This is a genomic window from Burkholderia aenigmatica (genome assembly GCF_902499175.1).
GTDB classification, from domain to species: Bacteria; Pseudomonadota; Gammaproteobacteria; order Burkholderiales; family Burkholderiaceae; genus Burkholderia; species Burkholderia aenigmatica.
In genome coordinates this window covers 13,708-31,322 of sequence record NZ_CABVQC010000020.1, presented here as the reverse complement: position 1 = coordinate 31,322, position 17,615 = coordinate 13,708, and the positions used below count along the sequence as shown (strand labels likewise).

The window sequence follows — 17,615 nt, the reverse complement described above, 5'->3', positions numbered from 1 at the left end:
TGATGTTTTTTACGCAGCCTGTGCCGCTGCCGCGCCGCGCAATACGGCCAGCGCATCGAGCCGCTCGCCCGCTTCCGCGACGATCCGCGCGATCAACGCATCGCATGATTCGATCGCGCCGATCATCGCGGCCGCCTGGCCGCTCGGCAGCACGCCTTCGTCGGGGCGCCCCTCGACGATCGCGCGCTGGATCAGGAACGGCGCGTTCGCGGCCATCAGCGTCTGGCTCGCCGTGTAGTCCTGCGAGCGCAGCGCCTTGAGCGCGAGGCCGAGCATGTCGCCCGTGCTCAGCCCGTTCTGCCGCCGCCACGCTTCGGCCGTCTTCAGCGCGAACCACGTGCGGCGCAGCGGGCCGAAGCGTTCCAGCTTCAGCAGATACGGGTTGTCGATCATCCGTTGCGGCAGCCCGTCAAGCGCGTCCGACACGCGGATGCGCGCCGGGTCGCCGACCGCGACGTAGCGTTCGAGCGTCTCGCGCGGCACCGGCGATTCGGCGCTCATCAGGAAGCGCGTGCCCATCGCGATGCCGGCCGCGCCGTAAGCCAGCGCGGCAGCCAGCCCGCGCCCGTCGAAGAAGCCGCCGGCCGCGACGACCGGCACCCGCACCGCGTCGAGCACCTTCGGCAGCAGCAGCGTGGTCGGCACCGCGCCCGTGTGGCCGCCGCCTTCCGCGCCCTGCACGGTGACGATGTCCGCGCCGAGCTCGACCGCCTTCGCCGCATGCTTCGGCGCGCCGACGGTCGGCATGCAGACGATTCCGGCGTCCTTGAAGCGGCGGATCGTCTTCGCGTCGGGCCCCCGGCCGTAGCTGACGGCGCGCAGCCGGTGCTTGATCGCCAGCTCGACGACCTGTTGCGCGTTCTTCTGGAACATGTGGAAGTTGATGCCGAACGGCTGGTCGGTCAGCGACTTCACTTTCAGGATCTCGGCCTCGACCTGCTCCGGTTCGAGCGTCGCGCCAGCCAGGAAGCCGAAGCCACCCGCGTTACCGGTGGCCGCGACGAGGCGTGCGTCGGCCACCCAGCCCATCGCGGTCTGCACGATCGGGTAACGGCAGCCGAGCAGGTCGCACAAGGGCGTATGCAGCGTCATGCTCATGCGGCGGCTCCGTTGACGGCGGCCGGTGCCGGCGTCGGCGCGTCGCTGCGGTCCGCGCCGTTCGGCTGGCGCTGCGAGCTGGCCATGCTGCGGGCGTCGTAGCCGCCGAGACGGTCGCCGCTCACCAGCTCGTTGTGCGCATGCGCGAAGTGGTGCCACGCGAACGCCGCATCCATCGCCGCGCGCTTGCCCTGCAGTTCCTCGACGTGGTTCAGCGCCTGCTTGGTCAACGTGAGCCCGAGGCGCGGCATCGTCGCGACCTTCGCGGCAATTGCGTAGGTCGCGTCGCGCAGCCGCTCGCGCGGCACGACGCGGTTGACCATCCCCATCTGGTACGCGCGTTCCGCCGGCATCCGCTCGCCGAGGAACAGGAATTCCTTCGCGATGCGCGGGTTCAGTTCGTAGGCGTGCGCGAAATACTCGACACCCGGAATCCCCATCCGCACGACCGGGTCCGCGAAAAACGCATCCTCCGACGCGACGATCAGGTCGCACACCCACGCGAGCATCAGCCCGCCGGCAATGCATGCGCCCTGCACCATCGCGATGGTCGGCTTCGGCAGGTCGCGCCAGCGCCGGCACATCCCGAGGTACACCTCCTGCTCGCGTGCATAGAGAAATTCGCCGCCTTCCTTGTCGACGTGGTCGTACCACAGCGATGCGCGCTCGAACGACTCGTGGATGTCGCGGCCCGGCGTGCCGATGTCGTGGCCCGCCGAGAAATGCTTGCCGGCGCCCGCGAGCACAATCGCCTTCACCGCGTCGTCGTGCGCGGCGCGCCGGAATGCCGCGTCGAGCGCGTAGGTCATCTTCGAGTTCTGCGCGTTGTGGTACTCGGGGCGGTTCATCGTGATCGTCGCGATGCCGCCTTCGACCGCGTAGTCGACGACACCGTCGCCGAAGGTCACCTGGGTCGCTTCCATGTCTGACCTCATCCCCGGCGCGGCGCCGGATTGTTGCGCACGATCGTCGCGCGCAGGTTGTGCGGATCGAGCGAGCGGACGATGCGCAGATCGTCGGCGTTCGGCGCGGCCGTCGTGCCGAGGTCCGGTGCGGCGATCAGCGGGAAGCCCGTCGCGTCCTGCACCTCGTCGAAGCTCACGCCCGGATGCAGCGAGCGCACGCGGATCGCATGGTCGGGCCCGCCGAAATCCATCACGCACAGGTCGGTGACGATGCTGCGCAGGTCGACGAAGGTCTTCATCCCGGGCAGCCGGCGCGCCGGGTTGTAGCCGACCGTGCACACCATGTCGACTTCGTGTTCGACGAACGTGCGCTTGCCGTGGCCGCTGACGAAGAACGAGTTCGCGTGGTTCGTCGTGTTGCCGGGGAAGCCGCGCGCACCGAGCAGCTGGGTTTTCGGGCGGGCGTAGTCGTCGCCGAGCCACGAGATGTTGGCCTGGCCGAAGCGGTCGATCTGCGTCGGCATCACGAGCGCATGGCGGCGGCCGTGCCACAGGCAGTCGAACACGCGCTCGTAGGTCATCCAGCCGCTTGCCTTCACGCGATAGCCGTCGGGACGCGGCCCTAGCGGCACCGGCTCCTCGACGAGATACGCTTCGCCGTCGGTCAGCATCAGCCCGTTGTTATATGCAAGGCGCGCGAGGCCGGCCGCGAGCCGCGGGCCCGTGCCGATGCCGGTCGCCAGCACTTCGCCGTCATCGCGCCAGAGCCGCGCGGACGCGACGATCATCAGTTCCGCGAGGGAATGGTCGAGAGATTCGCTCACAAGGCGCTCCTTTACAGAATCGGCAACGGCAGCGTCGTCACGTGCGACAGCCCGCCGACGCCTTCGAGGTACTGGCGTTCGTCCTGGCCGACCACGTCGCGCAGGTACGCCGCCGTCTTCGCGTCGTCTTCCGCGCTCGAGCAGTACGCGCGCAGGTGCGGCAGGTCCCAGCCGTAGGCCGGCCCGCACGAGGTCGGGTGCGCGCCGCCCGGCGCGTGCACGACGCCGGTGACGAGCGAGCGCTCGAACGGGTTGCGTTTGGCGGCGTCGAGGTCGTCGCTCGCGAGCGACGCGTCGACCGTTTCCGCCGACACGTAGCAGCGCTGCGCCGCACGGGCCATCCACGCGTCGAAGAACGGATCGGGACCGTCGATGCGTGTGTTGCCCATCCGGTCGGCCGCGTTCACGTGCAGCAGTGCGACGTCGAGTTCGATCGCGGGCATCGCGAGCAGCGTCTCGCCGTCGTCGTACGGCGATTGCACCGTGCGCAATTGCGGCGCGTGATCGAGCAGCGCGGTGCCGAGCCCGGCGCGCGTCGGCAGGAACGGCAGGCGTGCGGCGGCCGCGCGCAGGCCGAGCTGCAGCATGCCTTCGTCGAGTTCGAGCACGTCGACGCGGCCCTGCTCGCGAGCGCGGCGGAAATGCGGCTCGAGCGGAATCACGTCGAGCGACACGAAGCCGAACACCACCTTGCGCACCTTTCCGGCCGCGCAAAGCAGGCCGACATCGGCGCCGCCGTACGCGACGATCGTCAGGCCCTTCAGGTTCGAGCGCGCGATCTCGCGCACCAGCGCCATCGGCTTGCGCCGCGGCCCCCATCCGCCGATGCCGATCGTCATGCCGTCGGCGAGTTGCGCGACCACGTCGCGCGCGGACATCGTCTTGTCGAGAGGTTTCATCGTCATCGTGCTGGCTTACCGGTATCCGATGCTGAAGTCGTGGCCCCACTGGCTCACCTGGGTGGCCTCGAACACCGCGTGCTGCGACCAGTCGACCGTGAGGCCGCCGAAGCCGTATTCGAGATCGAAGCCGCCGGGGGTCTTCATGTAGAACGAGATCATCTGGTCGTTGCAGTGACGGCCGAGCGTTGCGGACAGCTTCACGTCGTGGGCAGCCACGCGATCCAGCGCGCGGCCCACCTCGTCCATCGAGTCGACTTCGGTCATCACGTGCACGCAGCCCGACGGCACGGCCATCTCGAACAGCGCGAGGCTGTGATGGCGCGCGTTGCGGCAATGCATGAAATGGATGCGCTTCTCCGGCTCGGCAGGATCGGGCCTGAACTTCACGCGGTAGATGTCGGACAGCTCGAAGCCGAGCACGCCGCGCACGAACGCGTCGGTCGCGTCGAACTGCGGCGCCGGCAGCACCGCGTGGCCGAGCCCCATGTCGCCGGTGACGAAGCGCGGCACGCCGAGCGGCGACACGAAGCGGCGGAAGTCGCAGCGCGGCCCCCAGTAGAGTTCGTGGCGGTTGCCGGACGGGTCGGTGCACCACGCCATCGCCTGCACGCGGCGCAACGCGGCTTCGTCGCGGGTGGCGCGCACGGGTTCGACACCCGCGCGCTGCAGTGCCGCAAGCGCGGCGTCGAACGCGGCGCCGTCGGGCAGTTCCCAGCCCGACGCGAAATAGCGGTCGGCCTGGCCGGGGACGATCACGTAGCGGAAATCGCGTTCGTCCATCTTCAGGTACAACGCGCCGTCGGACGCGTCGATCGCCTGCATGCCCAGCACGTCCTCCGCATAGCGGCGCCACGCGTCGACGCGGGTCGCTTCGACGACCACATAGCCGAGTGCACGGACATCGATCATGTCGGCCTCCTCCTCGTTCAGAATCCGTTGTTCGTGAAAGGATTCTGGCCGGTCGGGGATGGCGTCACATCGTCTGTTGGGACGAGAGGCAGCGGGGAATGGGAGGTTCGCGAAAGCCCGGCGGGACGACGCGGGCATGCGGGAGGGCCGGGAAAACCCGGACGGGTTGCCGTCGGGTTGTTGCCGGGTTGTGCCGGATTCTTGCGAACCGGAAACCGGATCAGTTCATCGACCGTCTGCCCCGCGCAGTCGCAGCGGCAGGAAGGTCATCACGCGCACGCCGGTGCGGCCCTCGATACGCATCCGGCGGTCGACACGGGGAGCCGGGGCGCTATGCCCCGATCCCCGCGCTGCGGTTCACGCCGGCGCGAACCGCACGCGCCGCCACGTATCCGGATCGATGCACACGCCTTCGTTGTCCGGCGTCACTTCGACGAGCCCGTGCATTTCGCCGCGTTCGCGTGGAATGCACACGAGGTCGAACGACCAGATGCCGTCGAACACGTTCTCCGGATTGCCGAGGAAGTTGAGGCGGTTGAACACGGGCGTGATGAAATACCAGACGCGGTAGTCGAGCGCCGCGAAGCGCTCGAGAAACGCCTTCGAGCCGTCACCCGTGTAGTGATTCAAGTATTCCAGATAGACGATCGGACGATGCCGGCGGAGTGTGTCGCCCGCGCCGCGGATCAGGTTCGGCTCGAAACCTTCGACGTCCGCCTTCAGGAAATCGACCCGCGGCAAGTCGAGCGAGTCGAGTGTGCGCAGCGGTACCGGTTCGGTGTCGCGATTCGTGCCGAGCAGCGACGACGCGCCGAAGTTGTTCGGCGAACGCGGATCGAAGACCGGGAACGGCACCGAGCCTTCCGCATCGCCGACCGCGCACTGCAGCGCGCGGACGTTCAACCGCTGGTTCAGCGCGAGATTCGCACAGAGCAACTGGAACGTATGACGCTGCGGCTCGAGCGCGTACACCGCGCCGCGCTCCCCGACCGCCCGGGACAGCATCACCGTGTGCGAGCCGAGATTCGCGCCGGCCTCGACGACCGTGTCGCCTTCGCGGACCATCTGCGCGAAGAGGAACGACTCGGGCTCGGACCACTCGCCGTACAACGACAGGCTGCGCCCCACAAATTCATCATTCGAATTGAACAGCATCGTGCCGTATCGGCATCGTTGTTGTGCGTAAAGCGTCATCGCGTCCCCGTTCGTTTTGATTGGTTTTCCGCGCGATTATACGGGGTAAAAAAAACGGTTCGGACAGGCCGCGCGGCTAGTCGAACGGATTCGGCAACCGCACGCCGGTGTGCGAGAAATCGTCGACGTTGCGCGTGACCACGGTGGTGAGAGCGTTGATCAGCGCGGCGGCAGCGATCGGTTTGTCGAGTTCGTGCGTTGGATCGGGCACGCGCAGCCGAGCGCGATACCCGCAAGGATCCTCTTCAGCGTGGCTCAATACCCCTCGACCTTGAAAGAGAACGTGAGCGCGGTATGCGGCGATCCCGACGTGATCGTCACGGCCTTGTTCGTCGCCGACACCCAAAATGGAACCGCAGCCGTCGTTGGCGTAGCCTGAACGCTGACGACGGCATGCGGAAACCCTGCCGTCCGGTTGCCTTGATAGGTGGGGAATGTGAATGAACCACTCGTCGCGCCCGCCGGGATCGTGATCTGCCCGGCCTGTGTGATCTTTCCCGAATTGTCGACCTGGACATATCCGGGTGGGCTCTTCGTGAAATAGAACTGCCTCATCCCGGCCGGCGCATTGTCCTCACTCCACCAGAGCGTCGACCCGGGATCGACCGTCGGCATCGCTTGCGAGTTCTCGGCGTCGTACCAGACGATATTGTTTCCCACCGCAGGATAGGCGAGCGGCTTGCCGGACGCGTCAACCCCCTGCGAATAAACGCCGCCCTGGTTGCCGTGCTGGCTGCCCCCCGTGCCAACCAGATAGAACGTGTTGTGACGCGTATTGGCATACGGCGACGTATTCGAGCCATTCAGCACGAGCCCTTTTGCTGTTCCATCCTTCGCGTTGTATAGATTGATCACGTCAAACCGTTCGCTGTCGTCGCCATTCAGCACGATACCGGGCGAATTGAAATAAACGGCTTGAATCAGGAAGAAGTGATTCCAGCAGGCATTGTGATCGTAAGCACTGTGTGTGATGAGCACCGACCCGTCCGTCGGCAGCGTTTGATACCCGGAAATATTGTAGAAAATGTTTCCCGTGACGTCCGAGTTCTCCGTTGCCGCCGGCGAAATGTCCGTCTGCACAAAAGCGGTAGACCAGTGGGCTGCACGAATGTCGTAAGTCCCGTATCGGGCTGAAATCAGATTGACAGCGATACCGCCACGGGAATTGTTGCCATCCCAGAAGATCCCCATGACGCTGTTGTCTTCTGTCTTCTGATCGCCGGACGGGGCGATCGTCAGCGCAGTGCCGCCCCGCGGGCCGACCCAGCGATTGATCGTCGTCGCGTTGATCTTCGGCGCATTGTCGTTGTATCCACCCCCTCCAGAACCGATCAGCTTGACGGCCGGACAGTTGATCGTCACGTTGTGGTCCCAGAGATACGTGCCCGGCGGCTCATACACCGTCTTCTGCGACGGCGACGCACACGCGTAGTTGATCGCATTCTGAATCGCCGTCGCGCTCGGTCGTGCGCCGGTCGGGTCCGCACCGAATGCGATCACCGAAATTTTCTGTTCCCGCAGAATCGCCTGCAACGCGCGATCGCTTTCGCCCACCCCACCGAAATTGAACAGTAACGACGGATTCGATGCAGACGCCGCAAGCGATGTGAACTTGCCAGAAGCCGGACGAGCACTCCCGATCGTCGCGCCGTTGATCGCACCGCCCTGGATCGAAGCCGTCCGCAACGCATCGTTAAGCTGCGTTGCAGTCAGAAGCTGCCCAGGCACACCCTGTGCATACGCTGAATCGAACACTGCCGCTGCAACCAGGAGGCCTGCGATGCTGCGAAGCCTCGTGCGGAAAATTTTCATGCTTGTTGCACTCCTTGTTACGAGCCGCTCGGTGCCGCTCAAACGGCACCCTGCATTGCTTGAATGGTTGTTCCCGTGTTCACCTGCTTTATCCCGGCGACCAACCCATCGCTTCCCGACCGACGATGACACCGGATTGCCACACTTTGTTCCGCAACGCATTCACGGAAAACTGACTGTTACCGTTTGCACCGAGGCCAATCGTCTTCCCTCCGTCGCCGACCTGTCGTTGTCGTTCGACATGAATCAGGCATTCGGGAATGCGATCGGGGGAAGCGCGGAACGAGGTGAAACGCGTTCGAATCGTCCGCCGACATCGACGTGGAAACGGCCGAATTCGAAACCGGGCGGAGCTGCTCGATGCCGATCTTCGAGGCGCTATCGCGTAAGTTCCATGAAGACGTGATGCGAAGGCGCTACTCGGCCACATGTCGGACACGTCGGCCGAAAGCTATGCAGATGCGCGAGGCGTCACGACGATTCAGGTGAAGGTGAGTTCTAGACGAATTCTGAACAGATTCAGAACATGCCCTTGTGCGCCAACGGTTTCCGGCCGAGCGCAGCGGCCGGAATGGCCCGATGTTCAGCCTCCGCACGCCTGCCATTGGCCGCAGCCTGCTCGCGCGGGCGCTGAACGATATCGTCCACGTTACGCACCCGTAGATTTGCCATGATTCCCTCCATCCAGGCTGATATCAATGATAGTGCCATGACACCCGTTGCAATCACGGCTATCACCGCCATTGGCGGAGAGAGGACGGTGGTTGGCGTCGGCGAACGGCAACGGGGCGCATGAATCCTTTCGACATGCGCAGCTCGCCCGACACGTCGAACCGCTGGGTGCAAGGCAAGCCGGATCGGTCCGGCGGGAAAGACGGCCGATCAGCCAGTCGTCCCATCCGTTGAAGGCACGCGCAAACCGCCGTCGCGCGTCGCGCTCGCGACGGTCGTCAACTGCCACCCTTGCCGGCACCCGTTGTCCCGCCCGTATCGGCGCTGCCGGCCATCCCCCGCCCGGCACACGCAACGGAAGCGCAACCGCTCAGAACCGATACGAAATCCCGATCTGCAAAACCGGATACCACCGATAGCGCGACATCACCTGCCGCAGCGAATCCAGCCCGCTCGAGACCAGAACCTGGCTCTTCGCCGGCCCGGCCGCGGCCGCCAGTTCCGGCGACAGCGTGTACGAACATTTCGGGATCCCGTACGCAACGCCGAGATCGGCGACGAATCCCAGCCCTTTCGACGCCGGCCGATGCCCGTAGCCGATCCCGACGTACGGCATCACGGTCGGATAGCGCGCTTCCGCCACCGCGTACATCCCCGGCATCGCCGGATAGTGCTTGCCGCCGAACACATAGGTGCCGTTGGTCGGCACCGATACGCCGCGGATATCGTCGTCGTTGAAGCGCATCCCGAGCGTCGCCCGAAAGCCGCTGCCGCGCCACGGAAAGATGTCCGCGTACAAGCCGCCCTGGCGCAGCTTCAGGTCGTCCTGATAGCGATTGCCCGCCACCGTGAAGTCATGCGAAAGATCGATCGCATTGAAGTCCGCATGCGCCCCCAGGATCGAATTGAAGCTCACGGCCGCGCCGATACCGACGCCCTGCGTGCCGCCCTGCAGGTAGATCTCCTGCGCGTGCGCGCTCGCGGCGCACATCACCGCGACCGCTGCCCATTGGTTCACCGTCATTTTCACGGGCGCCTCCCCCGACATGTGCCGGGCGCGCCTCGCCAACGCATGCGGCCTGCGCCGCCCTGCGTGATGCGAACCCCGACACGACACCTTGCAAGCACGCTTGCTGTTCTACGGATCGGGCACGCGTTGCCCCGTACACATGGCCGATACGACATGCGCAGCAGGTGCGCCACCCCACGCGGCGCCCGCGGCCCGATCCGATTCCCCGATTGTTTCGATGTCGTTGCATGCCGACGATGCGTTCATCGTTGTTGCCCATTTCGTTTGCACCGGCGGCACCGGGTCAACCGCAAAGCGCGTGCCATGCGGCGCAAACCGATGCGGGACAAGCGTCACCGCAAAACACGGAAGGTCGCGCGGGCTGTAACAGGAGGAAATGTTTCAGGCGCGCATCCTTATTCGGCGGTCGATGCCGGGACACGCGATCCGCCGCGACGCGCATCGGTGCCGCAACGCGTGCCGAACGAGGCGGGACGGCCTTCAGCGCATGCGTGTCGTCGTTGTCGTCGAACGCGTGCGGCGCAATGCATTGAAGAATGCGTTGCAAGAATGTGACCTCGCGCCGGTCGCGCGCGAGGCCGATGTGCGATCGCGCGTGGCGATGCAGGGTGAATACCGATGCGTGCGCATCCATCTTGTCCGCGTCGTGCACCGGGGAGATAAGCGAGCCGAAACGATGGGCGGGAACCGGTCGACATATCGACCCGCGTCGTAAACGATTTCAAGAGCGGGAAAGACAGGTAATGTCGGCGCCGATGAAGCTCGATACGGGAGCGCAATCGCTCGACCACGCATTTCCGCACCCCGCTACACCCCATACCCGGGCCGAGAGCGTGCCCCGGGCAAGTCCATCGAATTCAATGTCACGGCATGACGGTAGAATCGGCCGGCGCATGTCGCAACGGGCCACGCCGGTTGTCCGAATGGCTGAACCCGTCTACAAAAAACCAACGGCGTCGAACCAACGCCGATCCAATCCGAGAGAAACCGAATGAACCAGGACGAAGCGCAAGCGCTATGGCAACACCGCGTGCTCGACTACGCCGAAGAGATCAACCGTTACGTGGCAACCGGGCTCGCCAAAGGCTGGGACGAGGCCGGCGATGCCCCCGAATTCGCGAACAGCGACGACCTGCTGCCTGCCTTGCTGGCATCGCTTCGCGAAGCCAATGCGTCCCCCGAGCGAAAGGACATCCGGGCACAATGGCCGCTCGCGCATGAACCGTTGATGCCGTTGCTGGAGGAAAACGCGCAGAGCATTGCGGCCGTGCTCGCGCTGCGTGACGGTGGCATCCTCGTGCGCCTCGGTGCAACGTACGAACCTGGCAAGGTTCTGCATATCGAAGGCGACACGATCACCGACATCCCGGGCGTCCTCTTCTTCGGCCGCTGCCCGCGCCGGCGTTTCTTCGCCGTCGCACGCGAGCAAGGCGTCGAGGTGACGGACGGCTGGCAAGGGCCGCGTGTTGCATGGTGCCCCTGGCCGACGGGCCAGGAAGGCGTACCGGAGGGGTTCGACGTCCCGCCGCGCGAAACGCACCCGAAGCCGACCCGGCTCATCCCGTTTCCGGACGGCAAGCGCGTGCTGCTGGTCTCCGCCGACGGCACATACGTTCTGGACGAACAACGCGCGCATTTGCTCCTGCCGACCCAAGAGCAAATGCAGGAGCATTTCGACTGGCTCCGCAAGAACTATCCGGACGACGCGCCCGACGTGTCGCTCGACATGGAGCACGGCGCGCTGTCTTCGGACGGATCGCTCATTGCAGTCGGCGCGCAGGACGGCGAGCATCGGGTATTCGACGCCCGCTTGCAATGCATCGCGACAGTCGGCCCGCACGGCGAGTATCCGCACCATGCCGTGTTCAGCGCCGACGGCAGCGTGCTCGCGCTGAACGCCTGCCACTTTTACAATGGCGCAACGATCGGCGTACAGGTCGACAAGCTTCCCGGGCTGCACTCGGATTTCTACGAGGACGCAGACGGCGTAAAAGTGATCGAGGGCAACGCACGCGTCTACGCGTCTGCCGCGCGTCGCGACGAATTCATCCTCGGCGATGCCGGCGGCTATCTGCGCGCGGTCGACACGGACGGCAACGCCCGTTGGCAACATTTCGTCGGCTCGACGATCTGCGACATGGATCTATCGGACGACGGCCGAACGCTCGTCGTCTCGACCTGTGCCGGCTACGTGTCGATTATCGAACTGGATGCCGGGCGGCAGCAGCCATACCAGATCGGCAACGGCATGCATCTCGAACGCCGGCGCTGGCTGTTCTGGAAAACGGAGCCGGCACCGCTGGCGTGGTGATCGCGACCCTCGGGTTTCCCCGCGTCGACGCTGACACGAAGCGGTCTGTCACCGGAATACGCAAGCCGACATGACGGGCACACGATGCCTGCTCCTCGCTCATGGGGCAGGCATCGCTACAGCGCCCTATCGGAATCGCGGGCGCGCACTACCTTGCCCGCAGCACCTCAACCGTCACAGCCCATACCCGCCTGACACATTCAACTGCTGCCCGGTAATGTAATTGGCCCGGTCCGACGCCAGGAACACCGCCGCCCGCCCGACGTCGTACGCCTTCCCCCAGCGCTTGAGCGCGAGCATCTTCTGCGTTTCGTCGATCCACGCCTGGTCGAACTGTCCCTGTTCGAGCAGCACCGGAAACATCCCGGCCTCGATCACGCCGACCAGGATCGAATTCGCGCGAATGTCGTAACGCCCCTCCTCGCGTGCCAGCCCCTTGACCAGCGCCTCGTTCGCCGCCTTCGGCGCGACCGACAGCCCGTCTCGGTCGGGCCAGCGCAGGTGCCCGGCCGACCCGAGCGTCACGAACGATCCGCCGCCCGACGCGCGGAAGTGCGGCAGCGCGGCTTTCGCCGCCACGAAGAAGCCGATCGTCTCGACGTCGATCGCGCGGCGCCAATCGTCGTGCGTCATGTCGCCGATATGACGCTGGTTCACGAACGGCCCGGCCGCCCAGACGACCGTGTGCACGCGGCCGTGCGCGCCGATTGCAGCCGCGAGCGCCGCGTCGACCTGGGCGGAATCGGTCACGTCCACGCAGTGCGTGGTGGCCGCGACGCCTGCGCCGCGAATGTCGCGCGCGACGCGCTCGGCCACGTCCGCCTTGCTGCGGTAGCCCACCGCGACCGGCACGCCGGCGCGCGCAAACTCGAGCGCAACCCCCTGCCCGATCCCGCCACTGCCGCCGAACACCAGCACCGCGCCCGGCGGAAACCCGTTGTCGTTCATGCGTTCATCCCGTTCGTGTGTCGCGGCGGCGCTCAGGCCGCCGCCTCGATCCCCGTCCGCAGACGGTACTTCAGCACCTTCCCGGCCGCGCTCGTCGGCAGTTGCTCGACGAACGTGAAATGCCGCGGCACCTTGTAGTTCGCCATGTTGCGGCGCGCCCAGTCGTTCAGTGCGTCAGCGTCGGCATGCATGCCCGGCCGCAGCACGACATACGCATGCCCGACCTCGCCGAGCCGCGTATCGGGCACGCCGACCAGCGCCACCTGCGCGATCGCCGGGTGCGCGGCGAGCAGCCGCTCGATCTCGGCCGGATAGCAGTTGAAGCCGCCGACGATGAACATGTCCTTGATGCGGTCGGTGATCTTCAGGTTGCCGTTCGCATCGACACAGCCGAGATCGCCCGTATGCAGCCAGCCGTCCGCATCGACGGTCTCGCGCGTTGCGTCCGGCTGGTTGAAGTAACCGCGCATCACGTTGTAGCCGCGCACCCAGATCTCGCCGGTCTCGTCCGGCCCGAGCGGCGCGCCGCCCGGCCCCGCGATGCGCAGTTCGACATCCGGCATCGGGCGGCCCGACGTATAGGCGACCGTCTCCGCATCGTCGCCTTGACGGCACAGCGTCGCGAAACCGCACGATTCGGTCAGCCCGTAGCCGGTCAGCACCGTCTCGAAGCCGAGATCCGCGCGCATCCGCTCGATCAGGCTCGGCGCGATCGCCGCCGCGCCCGTGACCGCGATCCGCAGCGACGACAGGTCGCGCGTCGCGCGATCGGATGCGTCGAGCAGCGCGTAGTACAGCGTCGGCGGGCCGGGCAGCACCGAGATGCGGTCGTCGGCGACGCGCCGCAGCACGTCGGCCGGCTGGAACACGAGGTGCGGCAGCACGGTCGCACCGCTCGCCAGCGCGGCGAGCCAGCCTGCCTTGTAGCCAAACGTATGGAAGAACGGATTGACGATCAGGTAGCGGTCGTCGGGCCGCACGCCGGCGATTGCCGCCCATGCCTGCGCAGCGCGCAGGTTCTGGCCGTGCGCGGTCATCACGCCCTTCGGGCGGCCCGTCGTGCCGGACGTGAACATCAGGTCCATCACGGTGTCGGGCGTCACCTGGGCCTCGCGTTCGCGCACCGCGCCCAGCGGCACGTCGGCGCCACGCGCGAGGAACGCGCTCCAGGTTTCGTCGCTCACGCCTGAAGGCGGCTCGCCGTCGAACACGACGACGCGCTCGAGCGTCGCGGGCCGGTGCGGCGCGAGCATCGCCGGGTAGGATTCGCCGAGGAAGGTGCCGCAGCAGAACAGCAGCCGTGCACCGCCGTCGTGCAGAATGCCGCCCACCTCCATCCCTTTCATCCGCGTATTGACCGGCACGAGGATCGCGCCGACGGTGTGGATCGCCAGCGCCGCGACGATCCATTGCGGCAGGTTCGGCGCCCACACCGCGATGCGGTCGCCGGCCGCGATGCCGCTCGCGAGCAGCGCGCGGGCCGCGTCGAGGCGTGCCGCGTCGAGTTCCGCGTAAGTCAGCCGGCCATGCGCCGATTCGATCGCCGGATGCGCGCCGTGGCGCGCGGCTGCCCGTGCGATCAGCGCGGGCGTGGTCAGGATTTCGTTGTCCATCGTCATAGGCATCAGGTGGCCGTGCGCGCCGCCGGCGCGCCACGGCTCAGTCGGGAAACACCACGCGCAGCGCGTCGCTCGCAGGCCGTGCACAACAGGCGAGCGTCCAGCCGGCCGCGATCTCGTCGTCGTCGAGGACGTGGTTGCTGTCGAGCGCCACCTCGCCGCGCTCGATCCGGCACATGCACGCGCCGCATTGCCCCATCCGGCACGAATTCGGCGCCGGCACGCCCGCGCGCAGCATCGCGTCGAGCAGCGTTTCGCCGGGCGCGCTGTCGAACGCGAACGCGTCGCCGTCGAGCACCGTCTCGATCGCCGCGCCGTCGCCGGACGCTGCGGCCCCCGCTGCGCTCGACATAGCCGTATCAGCAGCCTGTGCCGGCGCATCGGGCAGCGACGCAAAACGCTCCACATGCACGCGCGAACGCGGCAATCCAAGGCCGAGCATCGCGGCCAGCGCGTTCTCCATGAACAGCGCCGGCCCGCAGATGAAGGTCTCCTGCTGGCTGAACGGCCGCGCGAGTTCCTCGAGATGGCGCTGCTGCGGGATGCCCTGGACGCTGTCGAGCCAGTGGATCACGCGCATGCGGCCCGGGTGGCGCTGCGCGAGCTGCTGCAGTTCGTCGCGAAAAATCACCGAGCGTTCGTCGCGGTTCGCATAGATCAGCGTCAGCATCCCGCGTCCGTGCACGAGCGCCGATTTCAGGATCGACAGCACCGGCGTGATGCCGCTGCCGCCCGCGAACAGCAGCAGGTCGCCATCGAGCGTGCGCGGCGTGAACACGCCGGCCGGCGGCAGCACGTCGAGCGCGTCGCCTGCCTTCACACGGTCGCACAGCCAGTTCGATGCGCGGCCGTCGCGCACGCGCTTGACGGTGATCTTCGGCGCGGCGTCGATGCCGGGCGCGCTCGACAGCGAGTAGCAGCGCGCGACGGTCGCATCCGCACAGGGCACGTTCAGCGTCAGGAACTGACCGGGCCGGTACGCGAATGCATCACGCAACGCGGCCGGCACGTCGAACACGAACGAGCACGCGTCGTCGCTTTCGGCAATCACGTCGGCCACGGTCAGCCGATGGAAGCGCGAATCGCTCATGGCCGGCTCCTCACGTCACGCGGCCGCACGGGCCAGCGGCGCGCCGGGCGTCGTGTACGCACCGTCGAGGTAGACGAGCGGATCGACGTCGCCGCTCATCAGCACCTCGCGAATGCGGCCGATGAACACCGTATGCGTGCCGTATTCGAACCGGCCGTCCTGCTCGCACACGAGGTTCGCCTGCGCGTCGCGCAGATACGGCACGCCGTGCGCCGACGTGTGCCAGTCGCCGGTCGTGAAGCGCGCCTCGCCCTTCAGGCGGCCGCTGCAGTCGATCGCGATGCCTTCGTGGGCCGCCGACAACACGTTCACGCAGAACCCGGCGCCCGCGTCGAGCGGCGGATACAGCGACGCGCTGCGGTTGATGCAGATCAGCAGCGAAGGCGGATCGGTCGATAGCGAATCGACCGCCGTCGCGGACATCGAATAGCGCCGGCCGTCGTGCGCGCTGCTGATGACCGTGACGGAGCGCGCGAGGCGACGCATCGCGAGCAGCATGTCGGTACGCAGCGGATGGGTGGTGAGATCGCTCATGATCGGACTCCGTCAAGTTCAGTCGTGGATGGCCGGGCGGGCGGGCCGCCGGCGTCGGCTGCGCGAGCAGCCAGGTGGTCGGCGGCGAGATACCCGAAGGTCATCGCCGGACCGAGCGTCGAGCCCGCGCCGGGGTAGCTCGCGCCCATCATCGATGCGCTGGTGTTGCCGATCGCATAGAGGCCATCGATCGGCTCACCGTCGGCGCGCAGCACGCGGGCGTGCACGTCGGTGACGAGCCCGCCCTTCGTGCCGATGTCGCCCGCGTCGATCCGCACCGCGTAGAACGGCGCCTGGTCGACCGGCCCGAGGCACGGGTTCGGCTGGTTCTGCGGGTCGCCGTAGTACGTGTCGAACAGGTTGTCGCCTTTGCCGAACGCTTCGTCGATCCCGGTGACCGCATAGCGCGCCATGTCGCGCAGCGTGTCATGCAGGCCGGCCGCGTCGACGCCGATGCGCGCGGCGAGCGCGTCGATCGTGTCCGCTTTCACGAGCACGTCGCGAAACGCGGCGGGAATCTTCGTATCGGGCATCATCGATGCCGGCATGATCGGCCCGCACGGATACTTGCGGCGAAACCGTGCGTCGAACACCATCCACGCCGGCACGCTCGCACCGGTATGTGCGTGGTCGCGATACATCGCCGGCACGAATTCGGAATACGGCGCGGCTTCGTTGACGAAGCGCTTGCCGAGGCTGTTCACGATCACGCAACCCGGCAGGTTGCGTTCGACGAACAGCGCGCGCTGCTTCTCCTCGCCCGCGACGCCGACCGTCGGCGCGCCCCACACGTGCGCCATCAGCGCCAGCGCGCCACCGAGCCGGTGGCCTTCGGCGATCGCGTCGCCGGTATTGGCCGGCGGCGTCGCACTCCACCGCGCCTGCGTCGGCTGCGGCAGGTAGCGCTCGCGCATCGGCTGGTTGCGCTCGAAACCGCCCGCGCCGAGGATCACGCCGCGTCGCGCGGTAATCGTCACGGGCTGTCCGAAGCGCTGCGCGCGCACGCCCGTCACGCGGCCGCCCACGTCGAGCAGGTCGCGCATCGGCGTGTCGAGCCAAACGGGCACGTTGCGGTCGAGCAGCGCGCGGCGCAGCCCGCCGATCAGCGCATTGCCGAGCGTCAGGCGCCGGTCGCGCCGCGTGCGGCGGCGCATCCCGATATCGAGCCAGTAGCGGCCGAACTGCGCGATCGCGAGCTTCATGAAGCCGGGCCCGCGCGAGAACAGCGTGTGCGCTTCCTTCGACGTCACCGCGACGCGCCCGCCGATCAGCGTGCCCGGCGACGGCGGCCGCAGCCGGTCGAACTCGTCGCCGAGCAGCCCGCCGTCGAACGGCAGCGGATCGAGCGCGCGATAGCCCGGCATCGCGCCCGGCACCTTCTGGAAATAGTCCGCGTACTTCGGCAGCGACTGGTAACGTACCGGCGTCTTCGATTCCAGGTAGCGCAGCATCTCCGGCGCGCGGTCGAGATACGCGTCGATTTTCTCGGGCGTCGATTCGCCGGCCACGCACGCTTCGATGTAGCCGCGCGCGGCCTCGCGCGAATCGGTCGCGCCCAGCTCGGCGATATGGTGGTTGCACGGCACCCAGATGCCGCCGCCCGACACGGCCGACGTGCCGCCGTACAGCGCCGTCTTCTCGATCACGACGACGGACAGGCCGCGATCGGCCGCGCGGCACGCGGCGAGCAGCGCGCCGGCGCCCGAGCCGACGACCACCACGTCGAACACGTATTGCTGTGCTTGCGGGTCGTTCATCGCGGCCTCA

14 protein-coding genes and 2 pseudogenes are annotated in these 17,615 nt (G+C 67.0%); 1 reads left to right on the top strand and 15 read right to left on the bottom strand.

Annotation, left to right across the window (positions count from 1 at the left end; all coding sequences use genetic code 11):
* Positions 1 to 9: 9 nt before the first annotated feature.
* From BDO18943_RS16130 to BDO18943_RS16085, 10 genes and pseudogenes are all read right to left on the bottom strand, one after another.
* Positions 10 to 1,098: an NAD(P)H-dependent flavin oxidoreductase gene (locus BDO18943_RS16130; protein WP_175023243.1), complete on the bottom strand. Its 1,089-nt coding sequence runs from the start codon at positions 1,096 to 1,098 to the stop codon at positions 10 to 12.
* On the bottom strand, positions 1,095 to 2,021 hold the full coding sequence (locus BDO18943_RS16125; protein ID WP_175023241.1) for an enoyl-CoA hydratase: 927 nt from the start codon (positions 2,019 to 2,021) through the stop codon (positions 1,095 to 1,097). The genes BDO18943_RS16130 and BDO18943_RS16125 overlap by 4 nt, the downstream gene beginning before the upstream one ends.
* 8 nt (positions 2,022 to 2,029) lie before the next feature.
* The gene (locus BDO18943_RS16120; RefSeq protein ID WP_043186560.1) at positions 2,030 to 2,827 is read right to left on the bottom strand and encodes a CoA-transferase subunit beta; all 798 of its coding nucleotides are present in this window, start codon (positions 2,825 to 2,827) and stop codon (positions 2,030 to 2,032) included.
* 11 nt (positions 2,828 to 2,838) lie between these two features.
* Complete coding sequence (locus BDO18943_RS16115) at positions 2,839 to 3,732, bottom strand: CoA transferase subunit A (protein WP_175023239.1); 894 nt, start codon at positions 3,730 to 3,732, stop codon at positions 2,839 to 2,841.
* A 9-nt stretch (positions 3,733 to 3,741) separates the two neighbouring features.
* A complete protein-coding gene (locus BDO18943_RS16110) occupies positions 3,742 to 4,638 on the bottom strand; it encodes a VOC family protein (RefSeq protein WP_175023237.1) in 897 nt (298 codons plus the stop codon).
* A 357-nt stretch (positions 4,639 to 4,995) separates the two neighbouring features.
* Positions 4,996 to 5,793, bottom strand: coding sequence for an FkbM family methyltransferase (locus BDO18943_RS16105; RefSeq protein ID WP_235996058.1), 798 nt, complete (start codon positions 5,791 to 5,793; stop codon positions 4,996 to 4,998).
* A gap of 115 nt (positions 5,794 to 5,908) precedes the next feature.
* Positions 5,909 to 6,049, bottom strand: a pseudogene (locus BDO18943_RS16100) (VapC toxin family PIN domain ribonuclease); the annotation flags it as partial.
* A gap of 38 nt (positions 6,050 to 6,087) precedes the next feature.
* Positions 6,088 to 7,644 (bottom strand): glycosyl hydrolase family 28-related protein, encoded by a 1,557-nt coding sequence (locus tag BDO18943_RS16095; RefSeq protein ID WP_175023233.1) that lies wholly within the window; start codon positions 7,642 to 7,644, stop codon positions 6,088 to 6,090.
* A gap of 549 nt (positions 7,645 to 8,193) precedes the next feature.
* Positions 8,194 to 8,316, bottom strand: a pseudogene (locus tag BDO18943_RS16090) (FitA-like ribbon-helix-helix domain-containing protein); the annotation flags it as partial.
* A gap of 370 nt (positions 8,317 to 8,686) precedes the next feature.
* Entirely contained in the window at positions 8,687 to 9,364 is a 678-nt protein-coding gene (locus BDO18943_RS16085) for a hypothetical protein (RefSeq protein ID WP_175023229.1), read from the bottom strand.
* 973 nt (positions 9,365 to 10,337) lie between these two features.
* Here BDO18943_RS16085 and BDO18943_RS16080 point away from each other — a divergent pair.
* Entirely contained in the window at positions 10,338 to 11,657 is a 1,320-nt protein-coding gene (locus BDO18943_RS16080; RefSeq protein WP_175023227.1) for a WD40 repeat domain-containing protein, read from the top strand.
* Positions 11,658 to 11,831: 174 nt separating this feature from the next.
* Here the strand turns inward: BDO18943_RS16080 and BDO18943_RS16075 are convergent, their stop codons facing one another.
* From BDO18943_RS16075 to BDO18943_RS16055, 5 genes are read right to left on the bottom strand one after another with little or no spacing between them, the layout of a single operon-like run.
* Entirely contained in the window at positions 11,832 to 12,605 is a 774-nt protein-coding gene (locus BDO18943_RS16075; RefSeq protein ID WP_175023225.1) for an SDR family NAD(P)-dependent oxidoreductase, read from the bottom strand.
* A gap of 32 nt (positions 12,606 to 12,637) precedes the next feature.
* Positions 12,638 to 14,224: a FadD3 family acyl-CoA ligase gene (locus tag BDO18943_RS16070; RefSeq protein ID WP_321533535.1), complete on the bottom strand. Its 1,587-nt coding sequence runs from the start codon at positions 14,222 to 14,224 to the stop codon at positions 12,638 to 12,640.
* A 40-nt stretch (positions 14,225 to 14,264) separates the two neighbouring features.
* The gene (locus BDO18943_RS16065) at positions 14,265 to 15,314 is read right to left on the bottom strand and encodes a ferredoxin--NADP reductase (RefSeq protein WP_175023222.1); all 1,050 of its coding nucleotides are present in this window, start codon (positions 15,312 to 15,314) and stop codon (positions 14,265 to 14,267) included.
* A 15-nt stretch (positions 15,315 to 15,329) separates the two neighbouring features.
* Positions 15,330 to 15,848 (bottom strand): flavin reductase family protein, encoded by a 519-nt coding sequence (locus BDO18943_RS16060; protein WP_122949524.1) that lies wholly within the window; start codon positions 15,846 to 15,848, stop codon positions 15,330 to 15,332.
* Positions 15,845 to 17,605, bottom strand: a complete 1,761-nt coding sequence (locus BDO18943_RS16055; protein WP_175023220.1) for an FAD-dependent oxidoreductase — start codon at positions 17,603 to 17,605, stop codon at positions 15,845 to 15,847. The genes BDO18943_RS16060 and BDO18943_RS16055 overlap by 4 nt, the downstream gene beginning before the upstream one ends.
* Positions 17,606 to 17,615 lie beyond the last annotated feature (10 nt).

Excerpts from the sequence above, each read along its gene's own strand:
- BDO18943_RS16130 (WP_175023243.1), bottom strand. The coding sequence starts at position 1,098 with ATGAGCATGACGCTGCATACGCCCTTGTGCGACCTGCTCGGCTGCCGT.
- BDO18943_RS16125 (WP_175023241.1), bottom strand. The coding sequence starts at position 2,021 with ATGGAAGCGACCCAGGTGACCTTCGGCGACGGTGTCGTCGACTACGCG.
- BDO18943_RS16115 (WP_175023239.1), bottom strand. The coding sequence starts at position 3,732 with ATGACGATGAAACCTCTCGACAAGACGATGTCCGCGCGCGACGTGGTC.
- BDO18943_RS16110 (WP_175023237.1), bottom strand. The coding sequence starts at position 4,638 with ATGATCGATGTCCGTGCACTCGGCTATGTGGTCGTCGAAGCGACCCGC.
- BDO18943_RS16105 (WP_235996058.1), bottom strand. The coding sequence starts at position 5,793 with ATGCTGTTCAATTCGAATGATGAATTTGTGGGGCGCAGCCTGTCGTTG.
- BDO18943_RS16095 (WP_175023233.1), bottom strand. The coding sequence starts at position 7,644 with ATGAAAATTTTCCGCACGAGGCTTCGCAGCATCGCAGGCCTCCTGGTT.
- BDO18943_RS16085 (WP_175023229.1), bottom strand. The coding sequence starts at position 9,364 with ATGTCGGGGGAGGCGCCCGTGAAAATGACGGTGAACCAATGGGCAGCG.
- BDO18943_RS16080 (WP_175023227.1), top strand. The coding sequence starts at position 10,338 with ATGAACCAGGACGAAGCGCAAGCGCTATGGCAACACCGCGTGCTCGAC.
- BDO18943_RS16075 (WP_175023225.1), bottom strand. The coding sequence starts at position 12,605 with ATGAACGACAACGGGTTTCCGCCGGGCGCGGTGCTGGTGTTCGGCGGC.
- BDO18943_RS16070 (WP_321533535.1), bottom strand. The coding sequence starts at position 14,224 with ATGACGATGGACAACGAAATCCTGACCACGCCCGCGCTGATCGCACGG.
- BDO18943_RS16065 (WP_175023222.1), bottom strand. The coding sequence starts at position 15,314 with ATGAGCGATTCGCGCTTCCATCGGCTGACCGTGGCCGACGTGATTGCC.
- BDO18943_RS16060 (WP_122949524.1), bottom strand. The coding sequence starts at position 15,848 with ATGAGCGATCTCACCACCCATCCGCTGCGTACCGACATGCTGCTCGCG.
- BDO18943_RS16055 (WP_175023220.1), bottom strand. The coding sequence starts at position 17,605 with ATGAACGACCCGCAAGCACAGCAATACGTGTTCGACGTGGTGGTCGTC.